The 24,625-nt window shown below is 65.2% G+C and carries 27 protein-coding genes; 12 read left to right on the forward strand and 15 right to left on the reverse strand.

Annotation, left to right across the window (positions count from 1 at the left end; translation table 11 throughout):
• On the reverse strand, positions 1 to 2,285 hold a 2,285-nt coding region (locus AB4118_RS10435), incomplete at its 3' end, for an autotransporter outer membrane beta-barrel domain-containing protein (protein ID WP_441489659.1).
• Positions 2,286 to 3,177: 892 nt separating this feature from the next.
• Here AB4118_RS10435 and AB4118_RS10440 point away from each other — a divergent pair.
• From AB4118_RS10440 to AB4118_RS10475, 8 genes are all read left to right on the forward strand, one after another.
• Positions 3,178 to 3,699: a PAS domain-containing protein gene (locus tag AB4118_RS10440; RefSeq protein ID WP_441489660.1), complete on the forward strand. Its 522-nt coding sequence runs from the start codon at positions 3,178 to 3,180 to the stop codon at positions 3,697 to 3,699.
• 39 nt (positions 3,700 to 3,738) lie between these two features.
• The gene (locus AB4118_RS10445; protein ID WP_441490028.1) at positions 3,739 to 4,200 is read left to right on the forward strand and encodes a PAS domain-containing protein; all 462 of its coding nucleotides are present in this window, start codon (positions 3,739 to 3,741) and stop codon (positions 4,198 to 4,200) included.
• Positions 4,201 to 4,433: 233 nt separating this feature from the next.
• Positions 4,434 to 4,745: a DUF6506 family protein gene (locus AB4118_RS10450; protein ID WP_441489661.1), complete on the forward strand. Its 312-nt coding sequence runs from the start codon at positions 4,434 to 4,436 to the stop codon at positions 4,743 to 4,745.
• Positions 4,746 to 5,159: 414 nt separating this feature from the next.
• Complete coding sequence (gene clpS / locus AB4118_RS10455) at positions 5,160 to 5,504, forward strand: ATP-dependent Clp protease adapter ClpS (RefSeq protein ID WP_043233033.1); 345 nt, start codon at positions 5,160 to 5,162, stop codon at positions 5,502 to 5,504.
• A 45-nt stretch (positions 5,505 to 5,549) separates the two neighbouring features.
• Positions 5,550 to 8,078 (forward strand): ATP-dependent Clp protease ATP-binding subunit ClpA, encoded by a 2,529-nt coding sequence (gene clpA / locus AB4118_RS10460; protein WP_441489662.1) that lies wholly within the window; start codon positions 5,550 to 5,552, stop codon positions 8,076 to 8,078.
• A gap of 4 nt (positions 8,079 to 8,082) precedes the next feature.
• Positions 8,083 to 8,352: a hypothetical protein gene (locus tag AB4118_RS10465; RefSeq protein ID WP_441489663.1), complete on the forward strand. Its 270-nt coding sequence runs from the start codon at positions 8,083 to 8,085 to the stop codon at positions 8,350 to 8,352.
• A 155-nt stretch (positions 8,353 to 8,507) separates the two neighbouring features.
• Positions 8,508 to 9,233, forward strand: coding sequence for an AzlC family ABC transporter permease (locus AB4118_RS10470; RefSeq protein ID WP_441489664.1), 726 nt, complete (start codon positions 8,508 to 8,510; stop codon positions 9,231 to 9,233).
• Positions 9,230 to 9,595: an AzlD domain-containing protein gene (locus AB4118_RS10475; protein ID WP_441489665.1), complete on the forward strand. Its 366-nt coding sequence runs from the start codon at positions 9,230 to 9,232 to the stop codon at positions 9,593 to 9,595. Before AB4118_RS10470 ends, AB4118_RS10475 begins: the two co-directional genes overlap by 4 nt.
• An 8-nt stretch (positions 9,596 to 9,603) precedes the next feature.
• On the opposite strand, the gene AB4118_RS10480 is transcribed toward AB4118_RS10475, so the two are convergent.
• The 7 genes from AB4118_RS10480 to AB4118_RS10510 all read right to left on the reverse strand — a co-directional run bounded on the left by AB4118_RS10480 (position 9,604) and on the right by AB4118_RS10510 (position 14,837).
• A complete protein-coding gene (locus AB4118_RS10480) occupies positions 9,604 to 10,485 on the reverse strand; it encodes a sigma-70 family RNA polymerase sigma factor (protein ID WP_441489666.1) in 882 nt (293 codons plus the stop codon).
• 81 nt (positions 10,486 to 10,566) lie between these two features.
• On the reverse strand, positions 10,567 to 11,031 hold the full coding sequence (locus tag AB4118_RS10485; protein ID WP_441489667.1) for a carboxymuconolactone decarboxylase family protein: 465 nt from the start codon (positions 11,029 to 11,031) through the stop codon (positions 10,567 to 10,569).
• A gap of 63 nt (positions 11,032 to 11,094) precedes the next feature.
• Positions 11,095 to 11,523 carry an HIT family protein gene (locus AB4118_RS10490; protein ID WP_441489668.1) on the reverse strand — a complete coding sequence of 143 codons (429 nt, stop codon included), beginning with the start codon at positions 11,521 to 11,523 and terminating at the stop codon, positions 11,095 to 11,097.
• A 33-nt stretch (positions 11,524 to 11,556) separates the two neighbouring features.
• Complete coding sequence (locus AB4118_RS10495; RefSeq protein WP_441489669.1) at positions 11,557 to 12,360, reverse strand: hypothetical protein; 804 nt, start codon at positions 12,358 to 12,360, stop codon at positions 11,557 to 11,559.
• On the reverse strand, positions 12,350 to 13,609 hold the full coding sequence (locus AB4118_RS10500; protein WP_441489670.1) for a GNAT family N-acetyltransferase: 1,260 nt from the start codon (positions 13,607 to 13,609) through the stop codon (positions 12,350 to 12,352). Before AB4118_RS10500 ends, AB4118_RS10495 begins: the two co-directional genes overlap by 11 nt.
• The gene (locus AB4118_RS10505) at positions 13,606 to 14,364 is read right to left on the reverse strand and encodes a glycerophosphodiester phosphodiesterase family protein (RefSeq protein WP_441489671.1); all 759 of its coding nucleotides are present in this window, start codon (positions 14,362 to 14,364) and stop codon (positions 13,606 to 13,608) included. Before AB4118_RS10505 ends, AB4118_RS10500 begins: the two co-directional genes overlap by 4 nt.
• Positions 14,364 to 14,837 (reverse strand): RidA family protein, encoded by a 474-nt coding sequence (locus AB4118_RS10510; protein ID WP_441489672.1) that lies wholly within the window; start codon positions 14,835 to 14,837, stop codon positions 14,364 to 14,366. Before AB4118_RS10510 ends, AB4118_RS10505 begins: the two co-directional genes overlap by 1 nt.
• A 240-nt stretch (positions 14,838 to 15,077) precedes the next feature.
• Between AB4118_RS10510 and AB4118_RS10515 the strand changes: the two genes are divergently transcribed.
• Positions 15,078 to 15,926 carry a cell envelope integrity EipB family protein gene (locus AB4118_RS10515; RefSeq protein WP_441489673.1) on the forward strand — a complete coding sequence of 283 codons (849 nt, stop codon included), beginning with the start codon at positions 15,078 to 15,080 and terminating at the stop codon, positions 15,924 to 15,926.
• Here the strand turns inward: AB4118_RS10515 and AB4118_RS10520 are convergent.
• On the reverse strand, positions 15,883 to 17,247 hold the full coding sequence (locus AB4118_RS10520; protein WP_441489674.1) for a DNA polymerase IV: 1,365 nt from the start codon (positions 17,245 to 17,247) through the stop codon (positions 15,883 to 15,885). The genes AB4118_RS10515 and AB4118_RS10520 overlap by 44 nt on opposite strands.
• Positions 17,244 to 17,534: a DUF3572 domain-containing protein gene (locus AB4118_RS10525; protein ID WP_441489675.1), complete on the reverse strand. Its 291-nt coding sequence runs from the start codon at positions 17,532 to 17,534 to the stop codon at positions 17,244 to 17,246. The genes AB4118_RS10520 and AB4118_RS10525 overlap by 4 nt, the downstream gene beginning before the upstream one ends.
• Positions 17,535 to 17,668: 134 nt before the next feature.
• Here AB4118_RS10525 and AB4118_RS10530 point away from each other — a divergent pair, with 134 nt between their 5' ends.
• Complete coding sequence (locus tag AB4118_RS10530; protein WP_043232944.1) at positions 17,669 to 18,040, forward strand: response regulator; 372 nt, start codon at positions 17,669 to 17,671, stop codon at positions 18,038 to 18,040.
• A 17-nt stretch (positions 18,041 to 18,057) separates the two neighbouring features.
• Positions 18,058 to 19,434 carry a PleD family two-component system response regulator gene (locus AB4118_RS10535; RefSeq protein ID WP_441489676.1) on the forward strand — a complete coding sequence of 459 codons (1,377 nt, stop codon included), beginning with the start codon at positions 18,058 to 18,060 and terminating at the stop codon, positions 19,432 to 19,434.
• A gap of 255 nt (positions 19,435 to 19,689) precedes the next feature.
• On the opposite strand, the gene AB4118_RS10540 is transcribed toward AB4118_RS10535, so the two are convergent.
• Complete coding sequence (locus tag AB4118_RS10540; protein ID WP_441489677.1) at positions 19,690 to 19,890, reverse strand: hypothetical protein; 201 nt, start codon at positions 19,888 to 19,890, stop codon at positions 19,690 to 19,692.
• A gap of 261 nt (positions 19,891 to 20,151) precedes the next feature.
• Between AB4118_RS10540 and AB4118_RS10545 the strand changes: the two genes are divergently transcribed.
• Positions 20,152 to 20,478, forward strand: a complete 327-nt coding sequence (locus AB4118_RS10545; RefSeq protein WP_244523503.1) for a cytochrome P450 — start codon at positions 20,152 to 20,154, stop codon at positions 20,476 to 20,478.
• 85 nt (positions 20,479 to 20,563) lie between these two features.
• Here AB4118_RS10545 and rpmG read toward each other — a convergent pair whose 3' ends face one another.
• The 4 genes from rpmG to rnr all read right to left on the reverse strand — a co-directional run bounded on the left by rpmG (position 20,564) and on the right by rnr (position 24,375).
• A complete protein-coding gene (rpmG, locus tag AB4118_RS10550; RefSeq protein WP_038367996.1) occupies positions 20,564 to 20,731 on the reverse strand; it encodes a 50S ribosomal protein L33 in 168 nt (55 codons plus the stop codon).
• A 160-nt stretch (positions 20,732 to 20,891) separates the two neighbouring features.
• A complete protein-coding gene (locus tag AB4118_RS10555; RefSeq protein WP_441489678.1) occupies positions 20,892 to 21,626 on the reverse strand; it encodes an NUDIX hydrolase in 735 nt (244 codons plus the stop codon).
• Entirely contained in the window at positions 21,623 to 22,069 is a 447-nt protein-coding gene (locus AB4118_RS10560) for a DUF983 domain-containing protein (protein ID WP_441489679.1), read from the reverse strand. The genes AB4118_RS10555 and AB4118_RS10560 overlap by 4 nt, the downstream gene beginning before the upstream one ends.
• Entirely contained in the window at positions 22,069 to 24,375 is a 2,307-nt protein-coding gene (rnr, locus tag AB4118_RS10565; RefSeq protein WP_441489680.1) for a ribonuclease R, read from the reverse strand. The genes AB4118_RS10560 and rnr overlap by 1 nt, the downstream gene beginning before the upstream one ends.
• Positions 24,376 to 24,625 lie beyond the last annotated feature (250 nt).

The raw sequence follows: 24,625 nt of genomic DNA on the forward strand, positions 1-24,625 counted from the left end.
CCGGCCAGCATGATGGCGGAGCCCGTCAGCGAGCCGTTGACCGTGAGCAGGCCCGACAGCACCGAGGTCGCCCCGGTATAGCTGCTGTTCCCCGTCAGAATGAGCCGGCCGGAACCCTGCTTGGTCAGCGTCCCCGTGCCCGAGATGTTTGCGGCGAGCGTGGCGGTATCGACAAAATCCGCGACGATGGCGCCGTCATTGACGATCGCCGGTGTAACGATCGTGCCGGCAAGCCCGCCGGCGCCGATCGCGAGCGTGCCAAGGTGGCCGATCTGCAGGCCTGCGCCGGCATTGACGGTGCCGCCGTCAGCCGCAGTGAGAGCACCGGTGTAATCGCCGCAGCCACAGCCGGGATAGCCGACGAGCAGGCCGCCATTCGCGTTCAGCACGGAACCGGCGCCTGTCACGCTGACACTGGCGCGGGCAAATCCGAGCGACGGATCCGGGTCCGAGCCGATCCAGAGCGGCCCGGAGGAGTTGACGGTGCCTCCGGCCGAGATGGTCAAGGCACCAGTGCCGCCGAAGGAAAAGCCGCCGACGAACAGAGTGCGGCCGACCGTCCAGCTCGAGCCGGGCCCTGTCACCGTGACGGTCGTCGACGCCCCGATGCCTTCGATAGCGGCCTCGGCCCTGCTCTCCATGGCGGCGCCGGCGCTGATCGAAAGGCCGACGTTGCTCGGGCCACCGATCCCCGTGAAACCTTCCACGGTCACCAGGGAATTCGGGCCGGAAACCTCCATGTTCGACTGCATGGCGAGAAGCCCGGACGGATCGACCATATGCAGCCTGCCGCCATTGACGACCCGCAAGGTGCCGCCGGCCACAGCGACGCTACCGAAGCCCCCCGCCGGATCGCCGACGCTCAGCGACCCGCCATTGATTTCGAGTGTCGGGTTCGAGCAGCCGCAAAGGAGAAGCAGTCCCTCGATGCTGTTGTTCGAGCCGGTCAGCGACAGCGTGCCAGGCCCATCAAGGGAGAGAGAGCCCGGACCGGAGATCTGGCCTGAGAAGATAGTTGCGAGGGGCTTGGCGCCGATGCTCAGCATGGTGCCACTGCCGATGACGACATTGCCCGCTCCCGACAGCGCACCCACCGTGGCGCCGAACCCGGCAGCGCTTGCAATCTCCATCGTCGCCCCAGCCGCGACCCCGTAATGTGAGTTCGCCGAGAACGCGGTCGAAGAGTCGGCGACCAGGCGCCCACCCAGGATACTTGTTGCGCCCGTGTAGTCGTTGTTGCCGGAAAGGGTGACCGTGCCGGAGCCGGTCTTGGCGAGTGCGCCCGTGCCGGTCACCGCGTTGGCGATGGTGATGTCGACGCCGTTGCTCTGGTCGAGCGTCAACGTGCCGGCGCCGAGAGCGATGTTGCCGGTGAGATTGGCGGTGCCGGCCGTCGCGACCGTCAGGCTGCTGTTGCCGGATAGCGCGAGAGCGTTTCCACGGGCGCCGCCGCCATCCAGACCGCCGGAGATCGAGCCGCTCGCGCCCAGCGTGATGCTCAGGCTTTGACCGGAGATGCCGGCTCCTGCCTGGCCGGTAGAGCCCGGGACGATGCCGGAGCCGCCGGCGCCGCCGTCTCCACCACGCACCGCGCCATTGACCACGAAGCTGGTACCAGTGGAACCGATCAGGCCGGCGCCGCCAGAGCCGCCGCTTCCGCCTGTCGCGCCGGTGCTGTTCCCTCCAGCTCCGCCGTCGCCGCCCCTGACACCGGCACCGATCGTGAGCGACGTGCCGGCTGCGCCGGTCACTGCCAAGCCGATGCCGCCGCTGCCGGCATTGCCGGCCTCCGAGTGACCGCTGCCACCATTGCCGCCATTGCCGCCCGTCGTTGTCGACGTGAGCAAGCCGAGCGCACCGGTGCCGGATATCACCGCGCCATATCCGCCGGCGCCGCCACCGCCGCCGCTTCCCGCGAGGCCATCGCCGCCATTGCCGCCATTGCCGCCTGAGACGCTGCCGGTGGGAGCCGCCACATCCACGCTGCCATGAGCGCCACCGCCGCCACCGCCAGCGCCGTTGGAATCCTGCCCGTCCTGTCCCGCAGCTCCCGCGGTGGCTCCTCCGATTCCGCCGGTGCCGCCGATACCGGCGTTGCCTCTGCCGCCTGAGCCGCCGGTTATGCCGGAGCCGCCCCCGCCGCCGCCCCCGCCGCTACCGCCGACGTTCCCGCTGTCACCGGGAAGGGTGAGATTGTCGCCACCGCCTGCGCCGTCCCCTCCGCCGCCCGCTCCGCCATCGGCCAGAGCCGGCGCAGCCAGTGCGAAGGTGAGAAGGGCGAGCATGGCAGGACGTGACCGCGCAACACAAGGCCGCCGCAGCGCGACGCCTCGCGACACCTCGTCCAGTCCCGCTGCTGATGACACGCAATTGCCCCCCGGCCGAGTCCGCACCATAGCCTCTGGTGTGAGGCAGGCAACGAACCACCGTTCATCGCCGATTAACTCTGCGGAACGTTGCATTCCAGGCACAGTTCAAAGGGGCGGATTTCCAGGCCGGATTCTCGCGAGCGGCGCATCAGCTTCGCGCAGGGAGGCCCCCGGCAAGGACCGCTCCGCTAATCCAGCTCGAATACTCTCTGTGGTGGCCGCGGTGCTGCTCGGCGCCAGTGGGTGGGCTGCCAGCCGAGTGGGGTGCCATCATCGGCCAGCCAGGCGGCATCCGCTTCGCGCGCCGGGCCGCGACCATCCCGGAAGCGGGCATGCTGCGTGCGGTTGCCGTCCGTCACTTCGACCTGTGCGCTGAGCCCCCTCCGTGTGGGGGGAGTCCCGAGTGTCCAACAATTCGCCATCGCAACCATGCTTCACGTCGCGGCGACGTCCTGCTCATGCTGTTTCGCGCCTCGCATCTCACCGTGGTTCAGCAGTAACACTCCAACCTGAATCGACGATTTCCTTGTTTTGGTTCGAGCCCAGTAAAGTAGAGCATTAAATATTCAATCAGAGCGTGGCGTGAGCATATTGTGTTCTTTTTCTCGCCCCGAATGGAGAAAATAATCAGATTGATCCCTCATATTCATGCCTCAGTCATGAAAGTTGGAATGTGATCGCATCCGGAAGAGAGCTGATTGTCTCCTAAGTTCCGATATTCTTCTTCCGCCCTCTCGGTGAGAGCTCTATTCACAGCAGAACGTAGCAAGCCGCCGATACCGCCCGTCGACCATCGAAGCAGCCAGCGATGCCAACATCCAAGCGACTACTGAGTTCGCCCGACATGCGGCTCCGGGTGATCGAGGACAAGTTCAGCATTGGCACCTGGAGCTGGGATCTCGACACATCCGAGGTCACCTGGTCCACCGGACTGTTCAGGATCCTCGGCCTGGACGCCGCGGCGGTGGTGCCAACGATCGATCTCTATCAGTCCCTGGTGCATCCGGACGACCAGCTGGACTTCAGCAATGCCATCGGGCTCGCGGCAGACAAGCGGCTCCAGGACCGGACGTTTCGGATCATTCGCCCTGATGGCAGCCTGAGATGGTTGCGCAGCAAGGGGCAGGCTCATTTCGATCGAAACGGCCGCCCTGTCGCGATGTTCGGCGTCATCACGGACGTCACCGATGTTCAGGAGCTCATGACGACGCTCGATCTCGAGACGATGTGGCGGCAGGCGCTCTCTCGCCTGCTGGGTGATCACGTCTGGCGCGCCTATCCGAATGGAAAGCTGGTCGAGACGACGGAGTGGTCGAAGCTCACGGGGTAGTCACCGGCGGAAGCCAGGAACTGGGATGAACTGGCGGCCATTCACCCGGATGATCGAAGGACCTTCCTCGAAGCCTGGAAGTCTGCGGTCGCGACGGAGAAGGAATATCAGGCCACGATCAGGGTCCGGACCGTGAAAGGGGATTATGTCACCCTCACCGGACGAGCGCTCCCGGTGCGCGGACCCAGCGGGGAGATCCGGGAGTGGATTGGCTGCACGACCTATGAACACGACGCCCGTCCGCAACCGCGGCAGACGGCACCGCTGCACGCCGCGCAGGTGCGGGCGGCGCGCGCGCTCCTGAACTGGTCGGCGCCTACGCTTGCCAGGGAAGCGCAGGTTTCCTTCTCCACCATTCGCCGCATGGAAACTTCAACGGCGGGCGTCCGGTCGGAAAATCTGCGGAAGGTCCGGGACGTGTTCGAGCGCAATGGCATTCGCCTCTTCCATGACGGCGAAGGGCGGGCCTGCCTCGGCCTGGCCGAAAGGGGCGCTTCGTAGCGGGCCGATGGGCTGTCCCGGAGAGCGGGCCGGCGAGCAGCTGATCGCCAGGGCAACGCAGGCCGGGGGAGCAGAGCGCAGGCGTGCTTTCCATTGATTTGCCCTTCCGTTAGGGCATTCAATTGGCCGCGATGCTCCTGTGGCGGCTCGTTGCCGGAGCACAAGCGATCTGCTGGAAACTCTGCCTGGACCGTACAGGCAGCAACGCACCCCAATGACCGGGAGAACCTGCTGTGAATATCTGGGCCTCGATGATCCTCATGGACGGCAGCGACCCTGCCATCGATCGTATCGTGCGGGAAACGGCCTCGGAGCGCCTGACGATCGTCTTCGTGCCGACGCCCGAAGCGGCCCCTGACGTTGCTCTGTCCCTGATCGCCGAGGGCGTCGAACTGATCGAGCTCTGCGGAGGCTTCGGCGTCGAGCCGGGTGCCGCGGTCGTCAGGGCTGTCGCAGGCCGCGCCGCGGTCGGCCTGGTCAGCTTCGGCATCGATTCCCTGACCCAGGCGGCTGCCTACAAGGCCAAGTTCGAGGCCGGCGGCTGAACGCCGCGGGGCGCCCAGGGGCGCGGCCCGGCCCGTCGCGCCCGGTTTCAACATATCAGGATATCAGGCGGACAATTTCCTCGGACCTCGGCCGGGAGGGCGCTCCGTGACGGTCTCGTTGAGACGAGTTCCTGCCGCTGATCCGGCACGCTGGTTGCTTGTTCCCAATCATGGACATGCGGTGGCGGGGCCTTCGGCCTGTGTCATCCACAAATTCCTTCGTGCCCGCCATGCTTGTGCCCCACCTGCATGGAACGGACTGGCGAAGGGGAGGAGAGGCCTGTAAATTCTCTTGCGGCGCATTATCTGCGGTGAAGCGTCAGGACGATAGCTTTGAAGACAGCGGCGACCATGGGAAGCGGAACGAAAGCGGGGCCTCGGGGCGACGGCGAAGACCTGCGCGCGCCGCTCTCAATGGCCGATCGGCCGAAACGCCCAAGTTCTCCCGTCGATGGCGGTGGCCGCGAAGGGGCCGGCACCGCCGTGCTGACGCGGACCAGGACACGCAAGCCCAATCTCTATCGCGTGCTCCTGCTCAACGACGACTACACCCCGATGGAATTCGTGGTGCATGTGCTCGAGCGGTTCTTCAACAAGGACCGCGCCGAAGCGACCCAGATCATGATGCATGTGCATCAGAACGGCGTCGGCGAATGCGGGATCTTCACCTACGAGGTCGCCGAGACAAAGGTCACCTTGGTGATGGACCTGGCGCGCAAGCACATGCATCCTCTGCAATGCGTGATGGAGAAGAAGTAGTCTTGGATTCGATCATCCTCCTGAAAGCGGAATAGGAGCGCATCAGTGCCGAGTTTCTCGCGCAGTCTCGAACAGGCGCTTCACCGGGCTCTGGCGCTCGCCAATGAGCGTCATCACGAATACGCCACGCTGGAGCATCTGCTGCTCGCCCTGGTCGATGATCAGGACGCTGCCGCCGTCATGCGCGCCTGCAGCGTCGATCTCGACATGCTGAGGCGCAATCTCGTCGATTATATCGATGCCGAGCTGAGCAATCTCGTCACCGATGGCCGCGACGATTCCAAGCCGACAGCCGGGTTCCAGCGCGTGATCCAGCGCGCGGTCATCCATGTCCAGTCCTCCGGTCGCGAAGAGGTGACCGGCGCCAATGTGCTGGTCGCGATGTTCGCCGAGCGCGAGAGCCATGCCGCCTATTTCCTGCAGGAGCAGGACATGACCCGTTACGACGCGGTCAATTACATCAGCCATGGCATCGCCAAGCGCCCCGGCGCGAGCGAGAGCCGGCCGGTGCGCGGCAGCGAGGAAGAGCCCGAGCAGCAGCAGCGCGAGTCGCGGGCCGACCAGGGCAACGATGCCGACAAGGACAAGAAGAAGAAGGAAAGCGCGCTCGAGGCCTATTGCGTCAACCTCAACCGCAAGGCGCGTGACGGGCGCATCGACCCGCTGATCGGCCGCGAGGCCGAGGTGCAGCGCACCATCCAGATCCTTTGCCGCCGGCAGAAGAACAATCCGCTGCTGGTCGGTGACCCCGGCGTCGGCAAGACCGCGATCGCCGAAGGGCTCGCGTTGAAGATCATCCGCGGAGAGGTGCCGGAGGTTCTCGAGGACGCGACGGTGTTCTCGCTCGACATGGGCACGCTGCTGGCCGGCACGCGCTATCGCGGCGATTTCGAAGAGCGCCTCAAGCAGGTGATCAAGGAGATCGAGGCCCATCCCAAGGCGATCATGTTCATCGACGAGATCCATACGGTGATCGGCGCTGGCGCGACCTCGGGTGGGGCGATGGATGCCTCCAACCTGCTGAAGCCGGCGCTGGCTTCGGGTACGCTGCGCTGCATCGGCTCGACGACCTACAAGGAATACCGTCAGTATTTCGAGAAGGATCGGGCGCTGGTGCGTCGCTTCCAGAAGATCGACGTCAACGAGCCGTCGGTGCCGGACACGATCGAGATCCTGAAGGGGCTGAAGCCCTATTTCGAGGAGTTCCACAAGCTCCGCTACACCAATGACGCCATCAAGGCGGCGGTGGAGCTGTCGGCGCGCTACATCCATGACCGCAAGCTTCCGGACAAGGCGATCGACGTGATCGACGAGACCGGCGCCTCGCAGATGCTGCTGACCGAGAGCAAGCGCAAGAAGACCATTGGCGTGAAGGAGATCGAGGCTGCGGTCGCGGTCATGGCGCGTATCCCGGCCAAGACCGTCTCCAAGGACGACGCCGAGGTTCTGCGCAATCTCGAGAACACGTTGAAGCGCACGGTCTACGGCCAGGAGAAGGCGATCGAGGCGCTGTCGTCCTCGATCAAGCTGGCCCGTGCCGGCCTGCGTGATGGCGAAAAGCCTATCGGCTGCTACCTGTTTGCCGGCCCGACGGGCGTCGGCAAGACCGAAGTGGCGCGCCAGCTCGCCGCGTCGCTCGGCGTCGAGCTGATCCGCTTCGACATGTCGGAATATATGGAGCGCCACACGGTTTCGCGGTTGATCGGCGCACCTCCCGGCTATGTCGGCTTCGATCAGGGCGGGCTTCTGACCGATCAGGTCGACCAGCATCCGCATTCGGTGCTGCTGCTCGACGAGATCGAGAAGGCCCATCCCGACCTGTTCAACATCCTGTTGCAGGTGATGGATCACGGCAAGCTGACCGACAATAACGGCAAGCAGGTCGATTTCAGGAACGTCATCCTGATCATGACGACCAATGCCGGTGCCGCCGACATGGCACGCGCAGCCTATGGTTTCACGCGGGCCAAGCGCGAGGGGGACGATACCGAGGCGGTGAACCGCCTGTTCGCGCCGGAGTTCCGCAACCGGCTGGATTCGGTAATTTCCTTCAGCCATCTGCCGAAGACGGTGGTGGCGCGTGTCGTCGACAAGTTCGTGCTCCAGCTCGAAGCTCAGCTCGCCGATCGCAATGTCACGATCGAGCTCACCGACGAAGCGCGCGAGTGGCTGGTCGAGAACGGTTACGACGAGGCGATGGGGGCGAGGCCGATGGCTCGCCTGATCCAGCAGACGATCAAGACACCGCTCGCCGACGAGGTCCTGTTCGGGCGCCTGAAGGGTGGTGGGGCGGTCAAGGTCGTCGTCGTTCAGTCCGAGACCGGCATCAAGGTGCTGGGGCTCGAATTCCCCGACGGGCCGGTCAAGCCCAAGCCGGAGAAGGACGTGGCGGCGGCGGCCGAGAAGCGCACGCCGCGGGCAAAGGCGAAGGGCTCAGCGAAGCCGGGCACGCCCGGCACACGCCGGGCGCCGAAGGGCGGCGGAGACGGCAAGGGCGGTGGCCCGGCCGAGCCGCCCAAGGCGGCGCAACGCGCCATTCGTACCGTGCCGAAGGTCCCGCTGACGAAGGCCTGAGACCGTGTTCTTTCGACGCAAGACCCAAGCTGCCGCGCTCCAGACCAGCGGCGAAGCCCCGGTACAGCCTGCCAAGGAAAAACTTGGCTGGTTCGAGAAGCGTGCGCGCCGCCGCCGGCGGCGCGTGCTGTTCGAGGAAATCCTCGGCTGGATCCTCGTGCCGGCCTTCGGCTATCTGATCTATCTCGGTATCAAGTCGGTTGGCGGCGTGCCGAAGGAAATCATCGATTTCGGCAACGAGCTGATCGGCATCGTGATGAAGGGTGGCACCTGAGAGCCACCCCTTGCCTTTGCTGGCTGTGCAAGGGTGACCGCGCGATGCCGGATGTCGGCTTCCCGCGCGCGAGCGTTTAGAACGGGTCCCGCCCGGCCATCTCAGGCCGGTGCGGCTTTTCGAGTGACCGACCCGTCAGGCGTGCAGAATCTCTCATGAGCGTATCGGCCGACTGGAGCTGGCAGCGCACCGCGCTGGCCGGGATACGCGATGCGCTGTCGCTGCCGGCCTGGGTTGTCGGCTTTGGACTCGTCGGTGTCGGCTCGCTGGCGCGCGATGTCGGCTATCCCGTCGATGTCGCTGTGCTCTCGACCATGCTGGTCTGGGCCGGGCCGTCGCAGGTGATCTTCTTCGCATCGATCGCGGCGGGGGCTGCGTGGAGCGCGATCGCGCTTGCGATCGGCTTTGCCTCGCTGCGCTTCCTGCCGATGACGGTGGCGATCCTGCCGCTGCTGCGCCGGCCGGGGCAAGGCATCGCGATGCAGCTGCTGCTCGCGCATTACGTTGCCGTTACCGCCTGGACCGAGGGCCTGCGCCGCCTGCCGGGGATCGCGCCGCACCAGCGCGTGGCCTATTTCCTCGGCTTCGCCAATGCCTGCATGATGGTGAGCGCAGCGGGCACCTATGCAGGCTATTACCTCGTTGGAGCGCTTCCGCTTCCGCTTGCTGCCGGGCTGCTCTGCCTGACCCCGATCTTCTTCCTCGCATCGATCGCTGCCGGTATCCGTCACCGCGGGGACTTCATCGCGATGGGGCTTGGCCTTGCGCTGGCGCCGATCTTCGACCGTCTGATGGGCAGCGGCTTCGACCTGATCGTCTCCGGCCTGATCGGCGGCAGCATCGCCTTTGCCGTGCGGCGCATCGGGGCGCGGCGCGCATGACACAGCCGATCCCGCTGCTCGACGGCCCATTCTGGCCCTATCTCGCGCTGCTGCTCTTCGCTTTCCTGCCGACCGAGATCTGGCGCTGGCTCGCAGTCGCCTTCGCGCGGCGCATCAACGCCGATTCGCCCGCATTGGAATGGGTGAGGGCGGTGGCGACGGCGTTGCTCGCCGGGGTCGTCGCCAAGTTGATCATCGCGCCGCCAGGCGCGCTCGCGGCCTTGCCGCTCTCCTTGCGCGTCGGAGCGTTGGCGGCGACGCTGGCCATCGTCCTGTTCGACCGACGGCGCGTTTTTCTCGCCGTCATTGTCGGCGAGGCGGTGCTGATCGGCGGCGGCTGGATGCTGAGCCAGGCGGCCTGACAGGTCCCTCAGGGACCAGGCTGCTGAAGATGGCGCAGCTTGTCGGGATTGCGGACCACGTAGATGGCGTGGATCAGCCCGTCGCGGATGTCGAGCGCCGTTGCCTGCAGGGTCTGGCCGTTCTCCAGGCTGACATAGCCGGGCAGGCCATTGATCAGTACAGGTTCATAGCTGGTCGTCGAGACGTTGCGCTGGGTCAGTGCGTGGGAGAGGCGCGCAAAGAAACGAGCGACCTTGTCCGCGCCGAAGATCAGCTTGAACACGGCCTGGACCTTGCCGCCGCCATCGCTGTGCAGGACGACATCCTCGGCGAGCAGACGCTGCAACATCGTCGGGTCGGATTGATGTGACGCCTTGAAAAAGGCCTCGGCGAAGCGCGCGGCCTCCTCCCGGGAAACCTTGTTGCGCGGCGGCGTGTCGAGCCGGACATGGTCGCGTGCGCGCTTGGCGAGCTGACGGCAGGCGGCCTCGCTGCGCTCCAGCATTGCGGCGATCTCAGTGAAGTCCATGTCGAAGATGTCGTGCAGAAGGAAAGCCGCCCGCTCCAGTGGAGACAGGCGTTCGAGAGCCAGCATCAGGGCGATGGGGGCATCGAGCTCGTCATCGGCGACCTCGGCGCTGCCGAGTCTTTCGACGAGCGGTTCCGGTAGCCAGGTCCCGACATAGAATTCGCGGCGGCTGCGGGCCGATTTCATCTGATCGAGGCAGAGCCGCGTCACTACCTGGGCGAGATAGGCGCGAGGGTTCGAGATTTCGTCGCGACTGGCCTCGTGCCAGCGCAGCCAGGCATCCTGGACGATATCCTCGGCGTCGCTGACGGAGCCCAGCATTCGATACGCAAGTCGGGTCAGGAAGCGCCGATGCTGTTCGAACGCGGTCTGCAGGGTCATGAATGCCATCTCGCAGGTGAGCGAGAGCCCGCGACAGCGGACTCTCGGATTTCTTGCGCAGGATCCCTGCGCGAGGCGGCCTCAGGCAGCCGCGGACCGTTGGCGATCCTGCGGGTGCCGGGCTCGGAAGCCGGCATTGATGCGGTTCCAGGTGTTGATTGCTCCGATCGCGACCGAAAGATTGACCGCTTCGGCTTCGCTGAAATGCTCGCGCAATTCGGAGAAGGCCTCGTCGCTCGCACTGGCTTCGGACAAGCGCGTCAACGCCTCGGCCCAGCGCAGGGCAGCGCGCTCGCGCGGGGTGTAGAGTTCCGACTCGTGCCAGGCGCTCAGCAGATAGAGCCGCGCTTCGGTCTCGCCGGCCTTGCGCGCATCGGCCGAGTGCATGTGCAGGCAATAGGCACAGCCGTTGATCTGCGATGCGCGCATCTTCACCAGTTCGAGCAGGCTGTGCTCCAGCCCGCACTCTTCGACATAGTTCTGCATTCCCAGGACGGCGTTGACCGCGGCCGGAGCAACCTGGAAGACATTGAGGCGTTGGGGCATGAACTTCTCCATCTGTGTCTGATGGAAGCAAGACGAGGCAGGCCCGACGCCTGTGACATGCCTTCAGATATTTTTTAGCGCGGCCCGGATTTTTTCGGCGTTCGCAGCAAGCACGTCATTCGCCTCCATCGCACCCGTATGGGGGCGAAGCGCAACGCCGTCCCAGCGCGGCATGACATGGACATGCAGGTGGAACACGACCTGGCCGCCAGCCGGCTCGTTGAACTGCTGGATGGTGATGCCGTCGGCTGCGCAGGCGCTCTTCACGGCATGGGCGAGCTTCTGGGTCGTCAGCGCCACTGCCTTGAGCGCGTCCGGCGGCGCATCGAACACATTGCGGCAGGCGGCCTTGGGGAGGACAAGGACGTGCCCGTCGGCACGGGGCATGATGTCCATGATGGCGACGGTCTCGTCGTCCTCATAGACCTTGTGGCTGGGCAGCTCGCCGCGCAGGATCTTGGCGAAGACATTGGCAGAATCATAGGCGGTCATCGTTGGCCGGTCCGTTCTACGGGAAAGATACTGTCAGGGTGAGGTGCGCTGCCGCCCAGCGTCAAGAGACAGCGTCTCGATGATTGCGGCATCCAGCACGAGATCGTCGCGCGCGCCAAGCAGCCAGAGGTCGCGCGCCTCGAAACGCAGGAGCGGGCGATGCCACCAGCGCTCCACGATACCGGCGAGCGCGGCGGCCTCGGCGGGGGAAAGGTCGTCGGTCAGATTGTAGAGGCCGACGACATAGAGATCGGTCTGCTGCCGACCGAGCGCAGATTGAATGGCATGAAAGACGTTCTGGCCGTCGCGCTGCTCCGGATAGGCGCGCAGATAGAGCCGGCCACGATTGACGTTTCCGGAGAACAGGCCGCGCAGTTCGACGGTGAGGCGACCGAGATCGCCGAGCGCTGCTCGAGCAGCGGGATCGATGGACGGCGGAACGTCCGTGCCAAGCGAGCCGCAGAGGGTGGCGTGCAGGCGCTCGGCGCGCCTCGGCAGGATATCCCAGGCGATCTTTGCGGCGAATGGCGCGGTCTTCAGCTCGGATTCCATGGCGATGAACGCGGGCGAGGCACGCAGCGCGGCATCGTCGACCGGCAGCACGAGCGAGAAGACCGACGGGTGCCGTCCCATGTCGTAGAAGCGCCCCGGCAGATTTGCGATCACGCCCGGGTGATGCGGGGCAACCAGCGGCAAGTGGGCGAGGCGATAGGCGTCGTCGAGCAGCAGCGGCTCCCCGGACGCGAAGGCGGTGCGGCTACGATCATAGCTGAGCACTGCGTCGTCGCAGAATGTGACCTCTCGCGCAGGATGGGCGCCGCCGCTGTCACGCTTCATCTGTGCGTCCATCCCTGCGGAACGGGCTCTCAGCCGCGAGCGCCGCGCAGGCGGCTGCAATATGCTCGCGCTCGGTCCCGAGATAGGCCGAAACCGCGCGGCGCAGACCGGGATCGGCGAGGTGATGGGCCGAGCGCGTGATGACGGGGCGATAGCCGCGCGCGATCTTGTGTTCGCCCTGGGCGCCGGCTTCGACGCGGGCGAGCCCATGTGCGATCGCGTAGTCGATCGCCTGGTGGTAGCAGAGCTCGAAATGAAGGAAGGGGTGGTCCTCGATGCAGCCCCAGTTGCGGCCATAGAGCGTGTTCGCTCCGCGGAAATTGATGGCGCCTGCGATATAGCGCCCGGCGCGGCGGGCCATGACCAGCACGATGCGCTCGCCCAGTGCTTGCCCGACCAGTGAAAAGAAGCGCCGGTTCAGATAGGGCCGGCCCCATTTGCGCGAGCCGGTATCCTGATAGAAGGCGAAGAAATCATCCCAGACCGCCTCGGTCAGGCCGGAGCCGCTGAGAACCTCCACCGTGATGCCGACCGAAAGCGCCTCACGCCGCTCGCGTTTCAGCGCCTTGCGCTTGCGCGAGGCAAGGGTGGCGAGGAAATCGTCATAGGTCGCGAAACCGTCATTGCCCCAGTGGAACTGGAGATCGTGGCGCTCGAGATAGCCCGCCTCGATCAGTGCACCGAGATCGGGCTCCTGCGCGAAGGTGACGTGGATCGAGGAGGAGCGTGTCTGGTCGCGCAGTGCGTCCAGCCCGGCGATCAGGCCGGCGCGTGCTTCGCCGGTGCGCGGCCCGTCCGCCGCGAGCAGGCGGGGACCCGTTGCGGGGGTGAAAGGCGCGGCCACCTGGAGCTTGGGATAATAATGCCCGCCGGCCCGTTCATAGGCGTCGGCCCAGGCATGATCGAAGACATATTCGCCCTGGCTGTGACCCTTCACGAAACTCGGTGCCGCCGCGAGCAGCCGGTCGTCGCCGTCCTCGACGAGGAGATAGGCGGGAGACCAGCCGGAGCGGCCGCCGACGCAGCCGCTTTCTTCCAGGGCTCTCAAGAAGGCGTGAGAGACGAAGGGGTTATCTGTGTCGTGTTGAGAAAGTGAATCGGTTGCTTCGCAGCTTGATTCAAGTCGTGCAGGCGAAGGCACGCTGGCCGCATGCGGGTTGGCGCAGGCGTCCCAGGCTTCCGCCGGCACGGATTTCAACGAGGTCGCGACCCGGACCCGCAGGTCGTTGCGGTCGCGACCTGCACTCAAGGGCGGAACCCTTCGAAGACCATCTGGTCGGCGTGAGCGCGGGCTGTTTCCCGATCCTCGGGGGTGCGCACCGTCCAGCTCATCAGCGGCAGGCCAAGTGCCTTGTTGCAGAGGAACGGGGCGGCACTTGGCAGATCCGAGACCTTCCAGGACAGGAAATCGGGGCGGCTTTCCTCGAAATGCAGCAGGTTCGCGAGCGCGTGCTTCTGGCGCGCGTCGAGCCGGTCATAGTCGGAATAGGCATATTCGTTCATGGCCACGATGCCGCGCGGGATCGCCGGAGCGAGCTCGCGCAGGGCAGTGACGATCGTCGGATCGAAGGACTTGAAGACGATCGGCTGACCGGAGCGCCTGGCGACGATTTCGGCTGCGCGTCGCGTCAGCGCGAGATCGCCGTCGAAGCGGCTCTTGACCTCGATCACCAGCGGCACGCGGCCGGCGATCCGATCAAGAAACGCGTCGAGGGTCGGAATCCTGTCGCTGCTGCCCTTCAATGAAATCGCGGCAAGCGCATCCGCCGTCCTGGCATTGACATTGCCGGTCTCAGCCGTCAGCCGATCGAGCACGAAATCGTGAAACACCATGGCTTGGCCATCGGCGCTGAGCTGGATGTCGCATTCGATGCCGAAGGTGCCGGCAATGGCGGCGTCTGCCGCCGAGATGCTGTTCTCGATCAGGCCGGCGGCGAGGTCGTGCAGGCCGCGATGCGCGATCGGCCGCGCGACCAGCCAGTCGAGGGAAGGACGCGCGCTCATCAGGCGATCTCGAACATCGCCTCGACCTCGACAGCGGCATCTGCCGGCAGTTCGGCGACGCCGACGGTCGAGCGGGCATGGCGGCCGCGATCGCCGAGAACCTGGACCATCAGGTCGGACGCGCCGTTCATGATCGCGGGAAGCGCCGAGAAATGCGGGGTCGCGTTGATGAATCCGCCAAGCCGGACGCAGCGTTTGATGCGCTCGAGATCGCCGCCAAGCGCGGCTTTGGCCTGCGCCAGCACGTTGATCGCGCAGAGACGCGCGGCCTCGAGCCCGGCTTCGTTGAAGATCTCGGCGCCGAGCTTGCCCTTGTGCTTGTCGGAGAGCTTGCCGTCGAGGCCAAAGCAGATCTGCCCGGAGATCACCAGCAGGTTGCCGGTGATGACATAGGGCACATAGTTCGCCACGGGCGCAGCGGGAGCGGGCAGGGTGATGCCCAGTGCAGCGAGGTTGGCTTCGATTTCGCTCATCGGGTCAGGCTCCTGGCGCTCGGTCGAGTCGGATCATCTGCGCGGTGGCCCGCCTGGGCCTCGGCCCAGAGCTGCGGCGACGCAGGATTCCTACATGGCCGATGGCCGGGTAAGCCGCAAGCGCGGGGCCTGCCAAGCGGGGTTGTGCCATGGGCGTAGCTCGCCGCGATATGCGCCTTGTTTGCGCCATTGCCGCATTGCACTAGACTCAGCGATCAGGTGCAGCAAGGCGGCGGGCAAATGAACAGAATCGGTTTCGGTCTCCTTGGCTCGGCGGGCGCTGCGACGCTCCTGCTGATGGCATTGCCAACGGCCGCTCTGGCGCAGGCCAAACCAGGGGATCGCGTCGTCCTGGTGCCGCACCGCGCAGTCTACGATCTCATGCTCGACGATGGGAAACCGGCCAAGAACATCGAGGCGGCTCGCGGGCGCATTGCATTCGACTTCACCGGCGATGCCTGCGAGGGTTATGCACTCTCCTTCCGGCAGGTGACCCAGCTCACCAGTGAGGGCGGGCCGCGCACGATCGATGCCCGGACGACGAGCTTCGAAGCAGGAGACGGCCAGAGCTACCGCTTTAAGACCGAGAGTTCCGCAAGTGGCGCGCCGACCGAAGTCGTCGACGGCACTGCGAAGAAGTCGGGAGCCGACGGCTATGAGGTCAAGCTGACCGCTCCCAAGGCGGAGACGCATCGTGAGGCCGGCGACGCGTTGTTCCCCAATGCGCAGATGAAAGCGCTGATCCTGGCGGCGCGAGCGGGCCAGAACACCTTTAGCGTGCGGCTCTATGACGGCGCCAATAGTGGCAAGGAGGTCTATGACACGCTCTCCGTCATCGGCAAGCACATCGAAACGCCGCCGAGCGAGGCGCCCTTGAGGCGCCCGGAATTCGAGAAACTGACACGCTGGCCGGTCACCGTATCCTATTACAAGGTCGGTTCAGGCGAGGTCACGCCGGCCTATTCGATCTCGTTCGAACTGTATGAGAATGGTGTCACCGGCGCGGTCCGGATGGACTATGGCAGTTTCGCGTTGCGCGGCACGCTCACGCGTCTGGATCTTCTGCCTCATCAGGATTGTGCGAAGTAGACTTGGTCCCCGATGGCGGTTGGTCCGGGCTGCGCAGGCTCAGGCCTTTTCCGATCGCATCATCGCCGAAGCGGGCGCGGAGCTTGTCGAGCGCGCCCTCCATGGCCTTGAGACGCGGCGTGGCAACGTCGGCGAGGTCGCCATGGTCGGCCTCCTCGGGGCCGGTGAGATCGCTCGCGCCGATGCCGATCAGCCGGTAGCGCTGCCCGGTGCATTCGCGCTTCAGCAGTTCGCGTCCGGCCGCAAAGAGGCGCCCGGCGAGCTGCGTTGGTTCGGGCAGGCGGCTCGCACGCGTGATCGAATGAAACTCTGCCGTCTTCAGCTTCAAGGTGACGGTTCGCCCGGCAAGCTCCTGGGCCTTGAGGCGCTTCGAGGTCTTCTCGCACAGCCGCCAGAGAATCGGCTCCAGCTCGTCGAACCGGGAGAGGTCGACATCAAGCGTGGTTTCGCTGGAGACGCTCTTGGTCTCGTGATCCGGCGTCACCTTGCGGGCGTCGATGCCATTGGCGAGGTTCTTCAGCCGCGGTCCGTCCTTGCCGGCGAGCCGGAACAGCGCCTGTGTCGGCGCGTCCCGCAAATCGCCGATCAGACGAAAGCCGGATTCGGCCAGCTTGGCTGCGCTTGCCTTGCCGATGCCCGGGATCAGGCTGACGGGTTTGTCCGCGAGAAAGGCGACGGCTTCACCGCGGCCGATGATGGAAAAGCCGCGCGGCTTGTCGAGGTCGGAGGCGACCTTGGCCAGGAACTTGGCGTAGGACAGGCCGACGGAAATGGTGATGCCGATCTCGTCTTCGATCCGCCTGGCGAAGCGCGCCAGCGTGATGGCCGGGCTGGCGTGATGCAGCCGCTCGGTGCCCGAGAGATCAAGGAAGGCCTCGTCGATCGATAACGGTTCGACCAGAGGGGTCAGTTCCCGCATCAGCTGCCTGACCTCGCGCCCGACAGCGACATATTTCGCCATGTTGGGCTTCACCACGACGGCTTCCGGGCAGGCCTTCAAGGCCTGGAACATCGGCATGGCGGAACGCACACCGTATGTGCGGGCAATATAGCAGGCCGTGGAGACGACGCCGCGCTTGCGGCCGCCGATGATCACCGGCTTGTCGAGCAGGGACGGATCGTCCCGCTTCTCGACCGCGGCGTAGAAGGCGTCACAGTCGATATGAGCGAGGCTCAGGCTGTCCCGTTCGGGGTGGCAGATCAGGCGCGGCGAGCCGCAGGCGCGACAGCGGCGTGAGGCTCCCGCCGCGCCGTCGTTGTCAGTGAGGCAATCGCGGCAGAACGCAGGCGCTTGGCGCGGACGGTCACGCTCTTCTGTCAAGCATCGTCACCGTGATGGGGGCCAGCGAGGGTTTCCCGCGCCTGCCCAATGATTTCCGGATTCAGGCTTAAATTTCCGACAAATTCGAGCAGGAGCGATTCGTTGCCGAGAAGGTGATCGAGCACTGCGACCAGGAAGCCGGGCTCGCCGGCTGCTGCCCGCAATGTCTCCGGCCCAAGCCCTGTTGCGGCCAGAAATAGCGCGATTCGCGCGGAATCGGCAGCGAGGAAGCCCAATGCGCGCAGGGCAAGGGTTTCAGCATCGGGTGAAGCGATCGAGCGTGGCATGGTCGGTTGTCGGGTCCAGGATCAGGTTTGCGTTTCGTCAACGGCTGGCGTGCTAGGATGATCATCGAACGGAGCTGTCGGCTTGGAAAGCCTGGAATAGACCGACGCCTTCCGAGGCGAAACAGGGGAACGGCATGACGAAGACGGTCCTGATCGTCGAGGACAACGAGCTCAACATGAAGCTCTTCAACGATCTTCTCGAGGCGCATGGCTATGCGACGCTGAAGACGGCCGATGGCATCGAGGCTATCGAGCTGGCGCGCGCCCATCATCCCGATCTGATCCTGATGGATATCCAGCTTCCCGAAGTCTCGGGTCTGGAGGTCACGAAGTGGATCAAGGAAGACGACACGCTCAAATCCATTCCCGTGATCGCGGTGACCGCCTTCGCAATGAAGGGAGATGAGGAGCGGATCCGGGAGGGCGGCTGCGAGGCCTATCTCTCGAAGCCGATCTCGGTTGCCAAGTTCCTGGAAACGGTACGCGCCTATGCCGGCGCGGCCTGAGCGGCGGGAGCGGCTCCATGTCTGCGCGTGTCCTGGTCGTCGATGACATCCTCACAAATGTGAAGCTGCTCGAGGCCAAGCTGTCGGCGGAATATTTTGACGTGACGACGGCCCTCAACGGGGTCGACGCCCTGGCGATCTGCGAGCGCGGCGAGGCGGATATCGTGCTGCTCGACGTCATGATGCCGGGCTTGAACGGGTTCGAGGTCTGCCGGCGGCTGAAGAACAGCCCGACCACCGCCCATATCCCGGTCGTGATGGTGACCGCACTCGATCAGCCGAGCGACCGGCTGAAAGGGCTCGATGCCGGAGCCGATGATTTTCTGACCAAGCCGATCGACGATGCCGCCCTCTTCGCCCGGGTGCGCAGCCTGGTGCGGCTGAAGTCGGTCACCGACGAATTGCGCCACCGGGCAATCGCATCGCGGCGCCTCGGTATCGCCGACCCGCTGGCTGCAGCGGCGTCCGAGACCGGGCTGAACGGCCGCGTCCTGCTGATCGAAGATCGTCCCACGGCTTCCGAGCGGCTCTCCAGCGCGCTGTCGACGTTTCACAGCGTCGAGGTCGAGGCAGACCCGAACCTGGCTCTCGCCAAGGCGGCCGAGGGCGATTTCGAAGCCATCCTTGTCAGTCTCGACCTGCAGAACCATGACGGCCTCAGGCTGTGCAGCCAACTGCGCTCATTGGAGCGGACCCGCAACGTCTCGGTGCTGCTGCTCGGCGAGGCCGAGGACCGCGCTCGCATCCTGCGCGGGCTGGAGATCGGTGCACATGATTTCCTGATGCGTCCGGTCGACCGTAACGAGCTGTTGGCGCGGGTGCGCACGCAGATTCGTCGCAAGCGCTTCACCGAGCGCCTGCGCGACAGTGTCCAGTCCTCCATGGAAATGGCGGTGATGGATCAGCTCACCGGGCTGCATAATCGGCGCTATCTCGACAGCCGCCTCAGCACCCTTTTCGACGAATCGGCACTCAGAGCCCGGTCGCTTGCCATGCTCGTCCTCGATGTCGACCGCTTCAAGGTCGTCAACGACAGTTGGGGGCATGACGCCGGCGACGAGGTGCTGCGCGAGTTCGCGGACCGGGTGCGCGCCTGCACGCGCGGCATCGATCTCGTCGCCCGCCTGGGGGGCGAGGAGGTCGTCGTCGTACTGCCGGATACGACATTGGATGCGGCCTTCGCCGTGGCCGAGCGAATCCGGGAGAAGGTCGAGGTCGAGCCCTTCACCATCCAGCGCAACTCACGGACGATCGGCGTCACCGTTTCAATCGGCGTCGCCAGCCGGCGCGCCGGCGATCTCTCGCCGGCCGAGATGATGAAGCGGGCGGATGATGCGCTTTACCGCGCCAAGGAAAGCGGCCGGAACCGCGTGATCGTCGCCAGTGCGGCGTAAACCAACCCTGTAAACCTTTCCAGGTAGGGTTAACCATCGATGAAGATTCGAGAATCGATCTGATTCAATTGCAATCGAAAGGCGGGTGCGTAGGGTTATTTCCAACGCAGCCCGCCTTGGGCTGCCCGATATGCCCCTCGGGAGCTCAGGTCCGCCGCATCTCCTGGGAATCCGATGGGCTCGGTCGGTCGGCCGCGGGACATCTGGCCTCATCAGAACCGCAGCCGGCCGGCCACCACTCCCCCAGGCGCGCGATCAGAGATAGTGCGACAGCCCGGCCGCGACGGCGTAGCCGAACAGGCCGAAAGCCGCGAGCAGGCCAAGCAGCATCAGCCCAGCCTTGATTCTGCTCGACGCGAAGCGCGAGGAATCGAGTTCGACGATCAGCTTCAGGAATTCACGCACGGCGCCGTGCGGCCTGGCGGGACGTGCCGCCTTCTTGTCACCGCTGCTCACACGAAACTCCGCATCGCGACTGGAGATTGTCCGCGTCGAAAATGGGGGGAGCGGAGCCATTCGGCAAGCCCCGAAGGTCGGCGGAAGACTTGGGCGCGGGCTGCAATTTCTGCCGGTCAAGCTCGCTGGAATGTGTTTATGCTGCGATGCAGCATGCGCATCCCCGCCTGCGCCAGTTCGTGATACTCTCTTGGAGATTCGACTCCGGTGGGACCCGGGGCAGAAGAGGCTGGCCTGAGATCCTCAAACGGGGAGCGACCCATGCGTATTCTCGCATTGGCGCTCTGCCTCGCGGCGTTTCTGCCGGGCGGAGGGCTTGTCCATGCACATAGCTGGTATCCATACGATTGTTGCAGCGACCAAGACTGCTGGCCCATGGGCCAGGATGTGGACGCGCGCGAGCCGGATCCCCGGATCGTGCCCGGCGGCTACCTGACCTATGACGGCTATTTCATCCCTGAGGGGGCGACGCGTGCGTCCCTGGATGGCCGCTTTCATATTTGCCGGCGGGGTGGAACCCTGACCGGTAGCGTGATTGCTCCGTCGCAGAAGCCGTTCTGCCTGTTCGTGCCCAGACAGGTGTTCTGAACAGGACCGAATCGTAGGCAAAAAAGAACCGCCCGGATCACGGGCGGTTCCTTGAACTTTGGTTATGCCGAAAAGGCGACCAGGATCACTTGATCTTGGTTTCCTTGAACTCGACGTGCTTGCGCGCGACCGGGTCGTACTTCTTCTTCGACATCTTTTCGGTCATCGTGCGGGAGTTCTTCTTCGTCACGTAGAAGAAGCCGGTATCCGCCGTCGACAGCAGCTTGATCTTGATGGTCACGGCCTTGGCCATGGGTTCCGTCCTCGAGCCTGGCGGGCCGCGGTCTGGCCCTCATAAAACAAAATGGCCGGGGGAACCCGGCAAACCGTTCCCGGGGAGATGCCGCAAGCCAGTGGCGAAGTCAAGAAAGAATGCCCGGACGGAGCGAACAGTTTGCCTCAGGGGCAACCTGTCAGAGTTCCTCGCGCACGAAATTCAGGTTCTTCTCCCAGAAATAGGGCACCGGGAGATACGGGCTGAAGCCGGCTGCTATCCTGGCCTCGACTTCCTTGATGATGACCTGGGTAATCGTCGGCAGGTCGAGCTGCCTCGCTTCATCAAAATTGACCCAGACCAGTTCGATCAGCTCGGAATCAGGGCCGGTGACGCCCTCGACGCTGCCGCCGAGCGCATCGTAGTCGACGACGAAGAAACGCGTGTCGAAGCGCTTCGGGCGCCGCGGCGGTGTGACGGCACGCGCGACGAAGGTTACGGCGCTGAGATCGGGATAGACGCCATGGCTGGCGAACTCGGTCCAGGTGCCTTCCGGGGGATTCTCGGGCACTCCGAACTCATCCGAGCCGAAGAGCAGGCCGGTCTCCTCAAAGGTCTCGCGGATGGCGGCCATGGCCAGCGCTCGGGCCTTGTTCGGGCTGGGGCGCACTGTGCGCTTGGCCAACCGGTCCTCGCAGATCTGCGGAATCGCGCCGGTTGCTGCCATGCGCCGATCGCCGGCGTCGACGCGTCCGCCCGGGAAGACGAATTTGCCAGGCATGAACTTGTGTCCGAGGTGGCGTTTGCCCATCAGCACCCGGGGGGCTGCGCCGCTCCGATCGAGGATCAACATCGTCGCAGCGTCATGCGGCCGGGTGTTGGTCGCGGTCCGGCTGCGCTCTGCCTGAGTCAGGATGACGGCGTTGTCGTTCATTGCCGGGATGCCATGGATGTGCCGGGCTGGCGCTCGGGCAGGGGAGGTGCGTTGTCGAAGCCATGCATGCGCATGGCCCATTGCAGGCCGATGACCCCGCCCTTGACCGGTTGCATCAGCACGAGCGACAGGAACAGTGTCAGCGGCAGCCAGACCGCCATATGCAACCACATCGGCCATTCCGCATATTTCTCGACCAGCACCAGGCCGCCGACGATGACGTGGCCGACAATGGTGATGACGATATAGGGCGGCAGATCATCGGCACGCTGGTGGTGCAGCGCCTCGCCACATGCCTCGCAGCGGTCGACGGACTTCAGGAAGCTCCGGAACAGCCGGCCTTCGCCGCAATGGGGGCAGCGGCACATCAGGCCGCGGCGGATCGCCAAACGCCAGTCGCGCTCGACCGGCTGGTCGATGGAACTGTGAACCTGAACCGACATCATCGCCTCTTGCCCGGCTTCGCCTTGCCGAAGGGGGGCTTGCCCTTGGCTCGGCCGGACAATGGTCGCCTCGGGCCGCTTTTGCCAGAGTGGCCCGATGTCACACGCCGACCCTCGGAGAGCAATTCGAAGCGTAGCGCGCCGGCGACGGGGGCGGCTTCGACGAGGCGGACATGGACACGATCGCCGAGGCGCCAGCTCTCGCCTGTGCGCTCGCCTGTCAGAGCATGCGCCGCTTCGTCGTAGCGATAATAGTCTCCGCCCAGCGTCGAGGCCGGGATGAAACCGTCTGCTCCGGTGCCGTCGAGCTTCACGAACAGGCCGGCCCGGTTCACGCCGCCGATGCGTCCGTCGAAGCTCGAGCCGATCTGGTCCGCAAGGAAATGGGCGATCAACCTGTCGGTGGTCTCGCGTTCGGCCGCCATGGCGCGGCGCTCGGCGGCTGAGATCCGGGTCGCGGTCTCGCGCAGTTCGGCGAGCGTGATCGCTTTGGGCAGTCCGTCATCGCCGAGTTTCAAGGCTGAGATCAGGCCACGATGCACGATGAGGTCGGCATAGCGCCGGATCGGCGAGGTGAAATGGGCATATCGGCGCAGGTTGAGCCCGAAATGTCCGTAGTTCTCGGCGACATATTCGGCCTGTGCCTGGGTGCGCAGGATCACCTCGTTCAGGAAGAGCTCGTTCTCCGAGCCCTTGATCATGGCGAGGATGCGGTTGAACAGCACGGGGCGCAGTGCGCCATCCTTCGGCAGCTTGATGCCGACCGAGGCCAGCACTTCGCCGAGTGCCCGCATCTTCTCGAGCGACGGCTCGTCATGGCAGCGATAGATCAGTAGACTGCCAGCCTTCTCCAATGTCTCGGCGGCGGCGACATTGGCGAGGATCATGAACTCCTCGATCAGCCGGTGCGCGGCCAGCCGCTCGGGCGCGATGACACGGTCAACGGAGCCGTCGGGCTTGAGGATCAGCTTGCGCTCGGGCAGATCGAGGTCGAGCGGCTGGCGTTGATCGCGGGCGCGGGAGGCGACGCCATAGGCCGCCCAGAGCGGCATCAGGACGCTTTCGCGGATCGGGCCGGTCAGGTCGTCCGGCTTGCCGTCGATGGCGGCCTGAACCTGCTGATACGAGAGCTTCGCCGCCGAGCGCATCAGGATGCGGTGGAAGCTATGGCTCTTCTTCGAGCCGTCGGCCTTCAGGATGAGGCGGACGGCGAGTGCCGGCCTGTCCTCGCCGCCGCGCAGCGAGCAGAGATCGTTGGAGATGCGCTCGGGCAGCATCGGCACGACGCGGTCGGGGAAATAGACCGAGTTGCCCCGCTCCAGCGCCTCGCGGTCGAGCGCGGAACCCGGGCGGACGTAAGATGCGACATCGGCGATCGCGACCGTGACGACATAGCCGCCTTCATTGGCCGGGTCGGTGTCGGGCGCAGCATGGACTGCGTCGTCATGGTCCTTGGCGTCGGCGGGATCGATGGTGATCAGCGGCAGCGCGCGCCAATCCTCGCGGCCAGCTGTGCTGGCGTGCGGGGCGGCTTCTGCCTCCGCCAATGTCGCAGGGGAGAACTCGTTGGGAATGCCGTGGGTATGGATTGCGATCAGGCTGACGGCGCGCTCGGATTTCAGCGAGCCCAGCCGTTCGCGCACCCGCGCTTCCGGCGGGCCGAAGCGGCCTTCGCGCCGCAGCGAAACCGAGACAAGGTCCCCGTCCTGAGCATCGCCGGTCTGTCCTTTGGGGATCAGCGCCTCGCGGCCCTGGGCCTTCTTGTCGACCGGGATCAGCCGGCCCGAGCCGTCGGGCAGGGCGCGGAAGATGCCGAGCACCTGCGCCTTGCCCTTGCCCATGATCTTGAGCACGCGGCCGGAATAGGCGAAGCCGTCCATGCCCCGGAGGCGGGTGAGCTTGAGCAGAACCTGATCGCCGACCCCGGCAGCGGCGGAGGCGAGCTTGCGCGAGCGGATTTCGCGCGGGCGTTCCACCAGGATCCTGGGCGGAGCGCCTTCATCGGCCTCGTTCCATTCGAGCGGGGCGGCAACAAGGTCGCCGTCACGATCCCGGGCCTTGATCTCGCATAGCAGCACGGGGGGCAGGGCGCCGCGCGGATGAACCGGCCTGTCCTTGCCGTCGCCGCCGAGTTCGCCTTCCTCGGCGAGATCCTTGAGCATGCGCTTCAGCCAGATCTTGCCTCCGCCCGAAAGGCCAAAAGCCTTGGCGATCTCGCGGCGGCCGACTTCGCGGCCGGCAAGGCGCTCGCTCTCGATGAAGTCGAGAATCGCCTCGCGGCTCGGTTCAGGCGCGAGCGATGACACGGGCTAAACTCGTCTGATGGGAATGAGAATGAAGAAACACGTGGCCTCTGTGCCACGTCCGGAGCTGCTGCGCCAGAACCGGGACTGCAGGGCTGCTCCCGGAAACGAGAAGGGCCGCCCTTTCGGGCAGCCCTTCCATTGTCGAACCGCGGCCCGGCGAACCGGACCTGAAGGTGCGAAAACTCACGCGGAACAAGACTCCCACAGGGAATGAGTCCAGGTCCGCCCGCCTTGCACCAGCGGTTGATGA

The sequence above is a fragment of the Allobosea sp. 2RAB26 genome (assembly GCF_052115465.1).
GTDB lineage: Bacteria > Pseudomonadota > Alphaproteobacteria > Rhizobiales > Beijerinckiaceae > Allobosea.

Excerpts from the sequence above, each read along its gene's own strand:
- AB4118_RS10525 (WP_441489675.1), bottom strand. The coding sequence starts at position 17,534 with ATGCCACGCTCGATCGCTTCACCCGATGCTGAAACCCTTGCCCTGCGC.
- AB4118_RS10505 (WP_441489671.1), bottom strand. The coding sequence starts at position 14,364 with ATGAGCGCGCGTCCTTCCCTCGACTGGCTGGTCGCGCGGCCGATCGCG.
- AB4118_RS10485 (WP_441489667.1), bottom strand. The coding sequence starts at position 11,031 with ATGCCCCAACGCCTCAATGTCTTCCAGGTTGCTCCGGCCGCGGTCAAC.
- AB4118_RS10555 (WP_441489678.1), bottom strand. The coding sequence starts at position 21,626 with ATGAACGACAACGCCGTCATCCTGACTCAGGCAGAGCGCAGCCGGACC.
- rpmG (WP_038367996.1), bottom strand. The coding sequence starts at position 20,731 with ATGGCCAAGGCCGTGACCATCAAGATCAAGCTGCTGTCGACGGCGGAT.
- AB4118_RS10545 (WP_244523503.1), top strand. The coding sequence starts at position 20,152 with ATGCGTATTCTCGCATTGGCGCTCTGCCTCGCGGCGTTTCTGCCGGGC.
- AB4118_RS10515 (WP_441489673.1), top strand. The coding sequence starts at position 15,078 with ATGAACAGAATCGGTTTCGGTCTCCTTGGCTCGGCGGGCGCTGCGACG.
- AB4118_RS10510 (WP_441489672.1), bottom strand. The coding sequence starts at position 14,837 with ATGAGCGAAATCGAAGCCAACCTCGCTGCACTGGGCATCACCCTGCCC.
- AB4118_RS10480 (WP_441489666.1), bottom strand. The coding sequence starts at position 10,485 with ATGACCCTGCAGACCGCGTTCGAACAGCATCGGCGCTTCCTGACCCGA.
- AB4118_RS10470 (WP_441489664.1), top strand. The coding sequence starts at position 8,508 with ATGAGCGTATCGGCCGACTGGAGCTGGCAGCGCACCGCGCTGGCCGGG.
- AB4118_RS10475 (WP_441489665.1), top strand. The coding sequence starts at position 9,230 with ATGACACAGCCGATCCCGCTGCTCGACGGCCCATTCTGGCCCTATCTC.
- AB4118_RS10490 (WP_441489668.1), bottom strand. The coding sequence starts at position 11,523 with ATGACCGCCTATGATTCTGCCAATGTCTTCGCCAAGATCCTGCGCGGC.
- AB4118_RS10535 (WP_441489676.1), top strand. The coding sequence starts at position 18,058 with ATGTCTGCGCGTGTCCTGGTCGTCGATGACATCCTCACAAATGTGAAG.
- AB4118_RS10530 (WP_043232944.1), top strand. The coding sequence starts at position 17,669 with ATGACGAAGACGGTCCTGATCGTCGAGGACAACGAGCTCAACATGAAG.
- AB4118_RS10495 (WP_441489669.1), bottom strand. The coding sequence starts at position 12,360 with ATGAAGCGTGACAGCGGCGGCGCCCATCCTGCGCGAGAGGTCACATTC.
- clpS (WP_043233033.1), top strand. The coding sequence starts at position 5,160 with ATGGCCGATCGGCCGAAACGCCCAAGTTCTCCCGTCGATGGCGGTGGC.
- AB4118_RS10440 (WP_441489660.1), top strand. The coding sequence starts at position 3,178 with ATGCCAACATCCAAGCGACTACTGAGTTCGCCCGACATGCGGCTCCGG.
- AB4118_RS10560 (WP_441489679.1), bottom strand. The coding sequence starts at position 22,069 with ATGTCGGTTCAGGTTCACAGTTCCATCGACCAGCCGGTCGAGCGCGAC.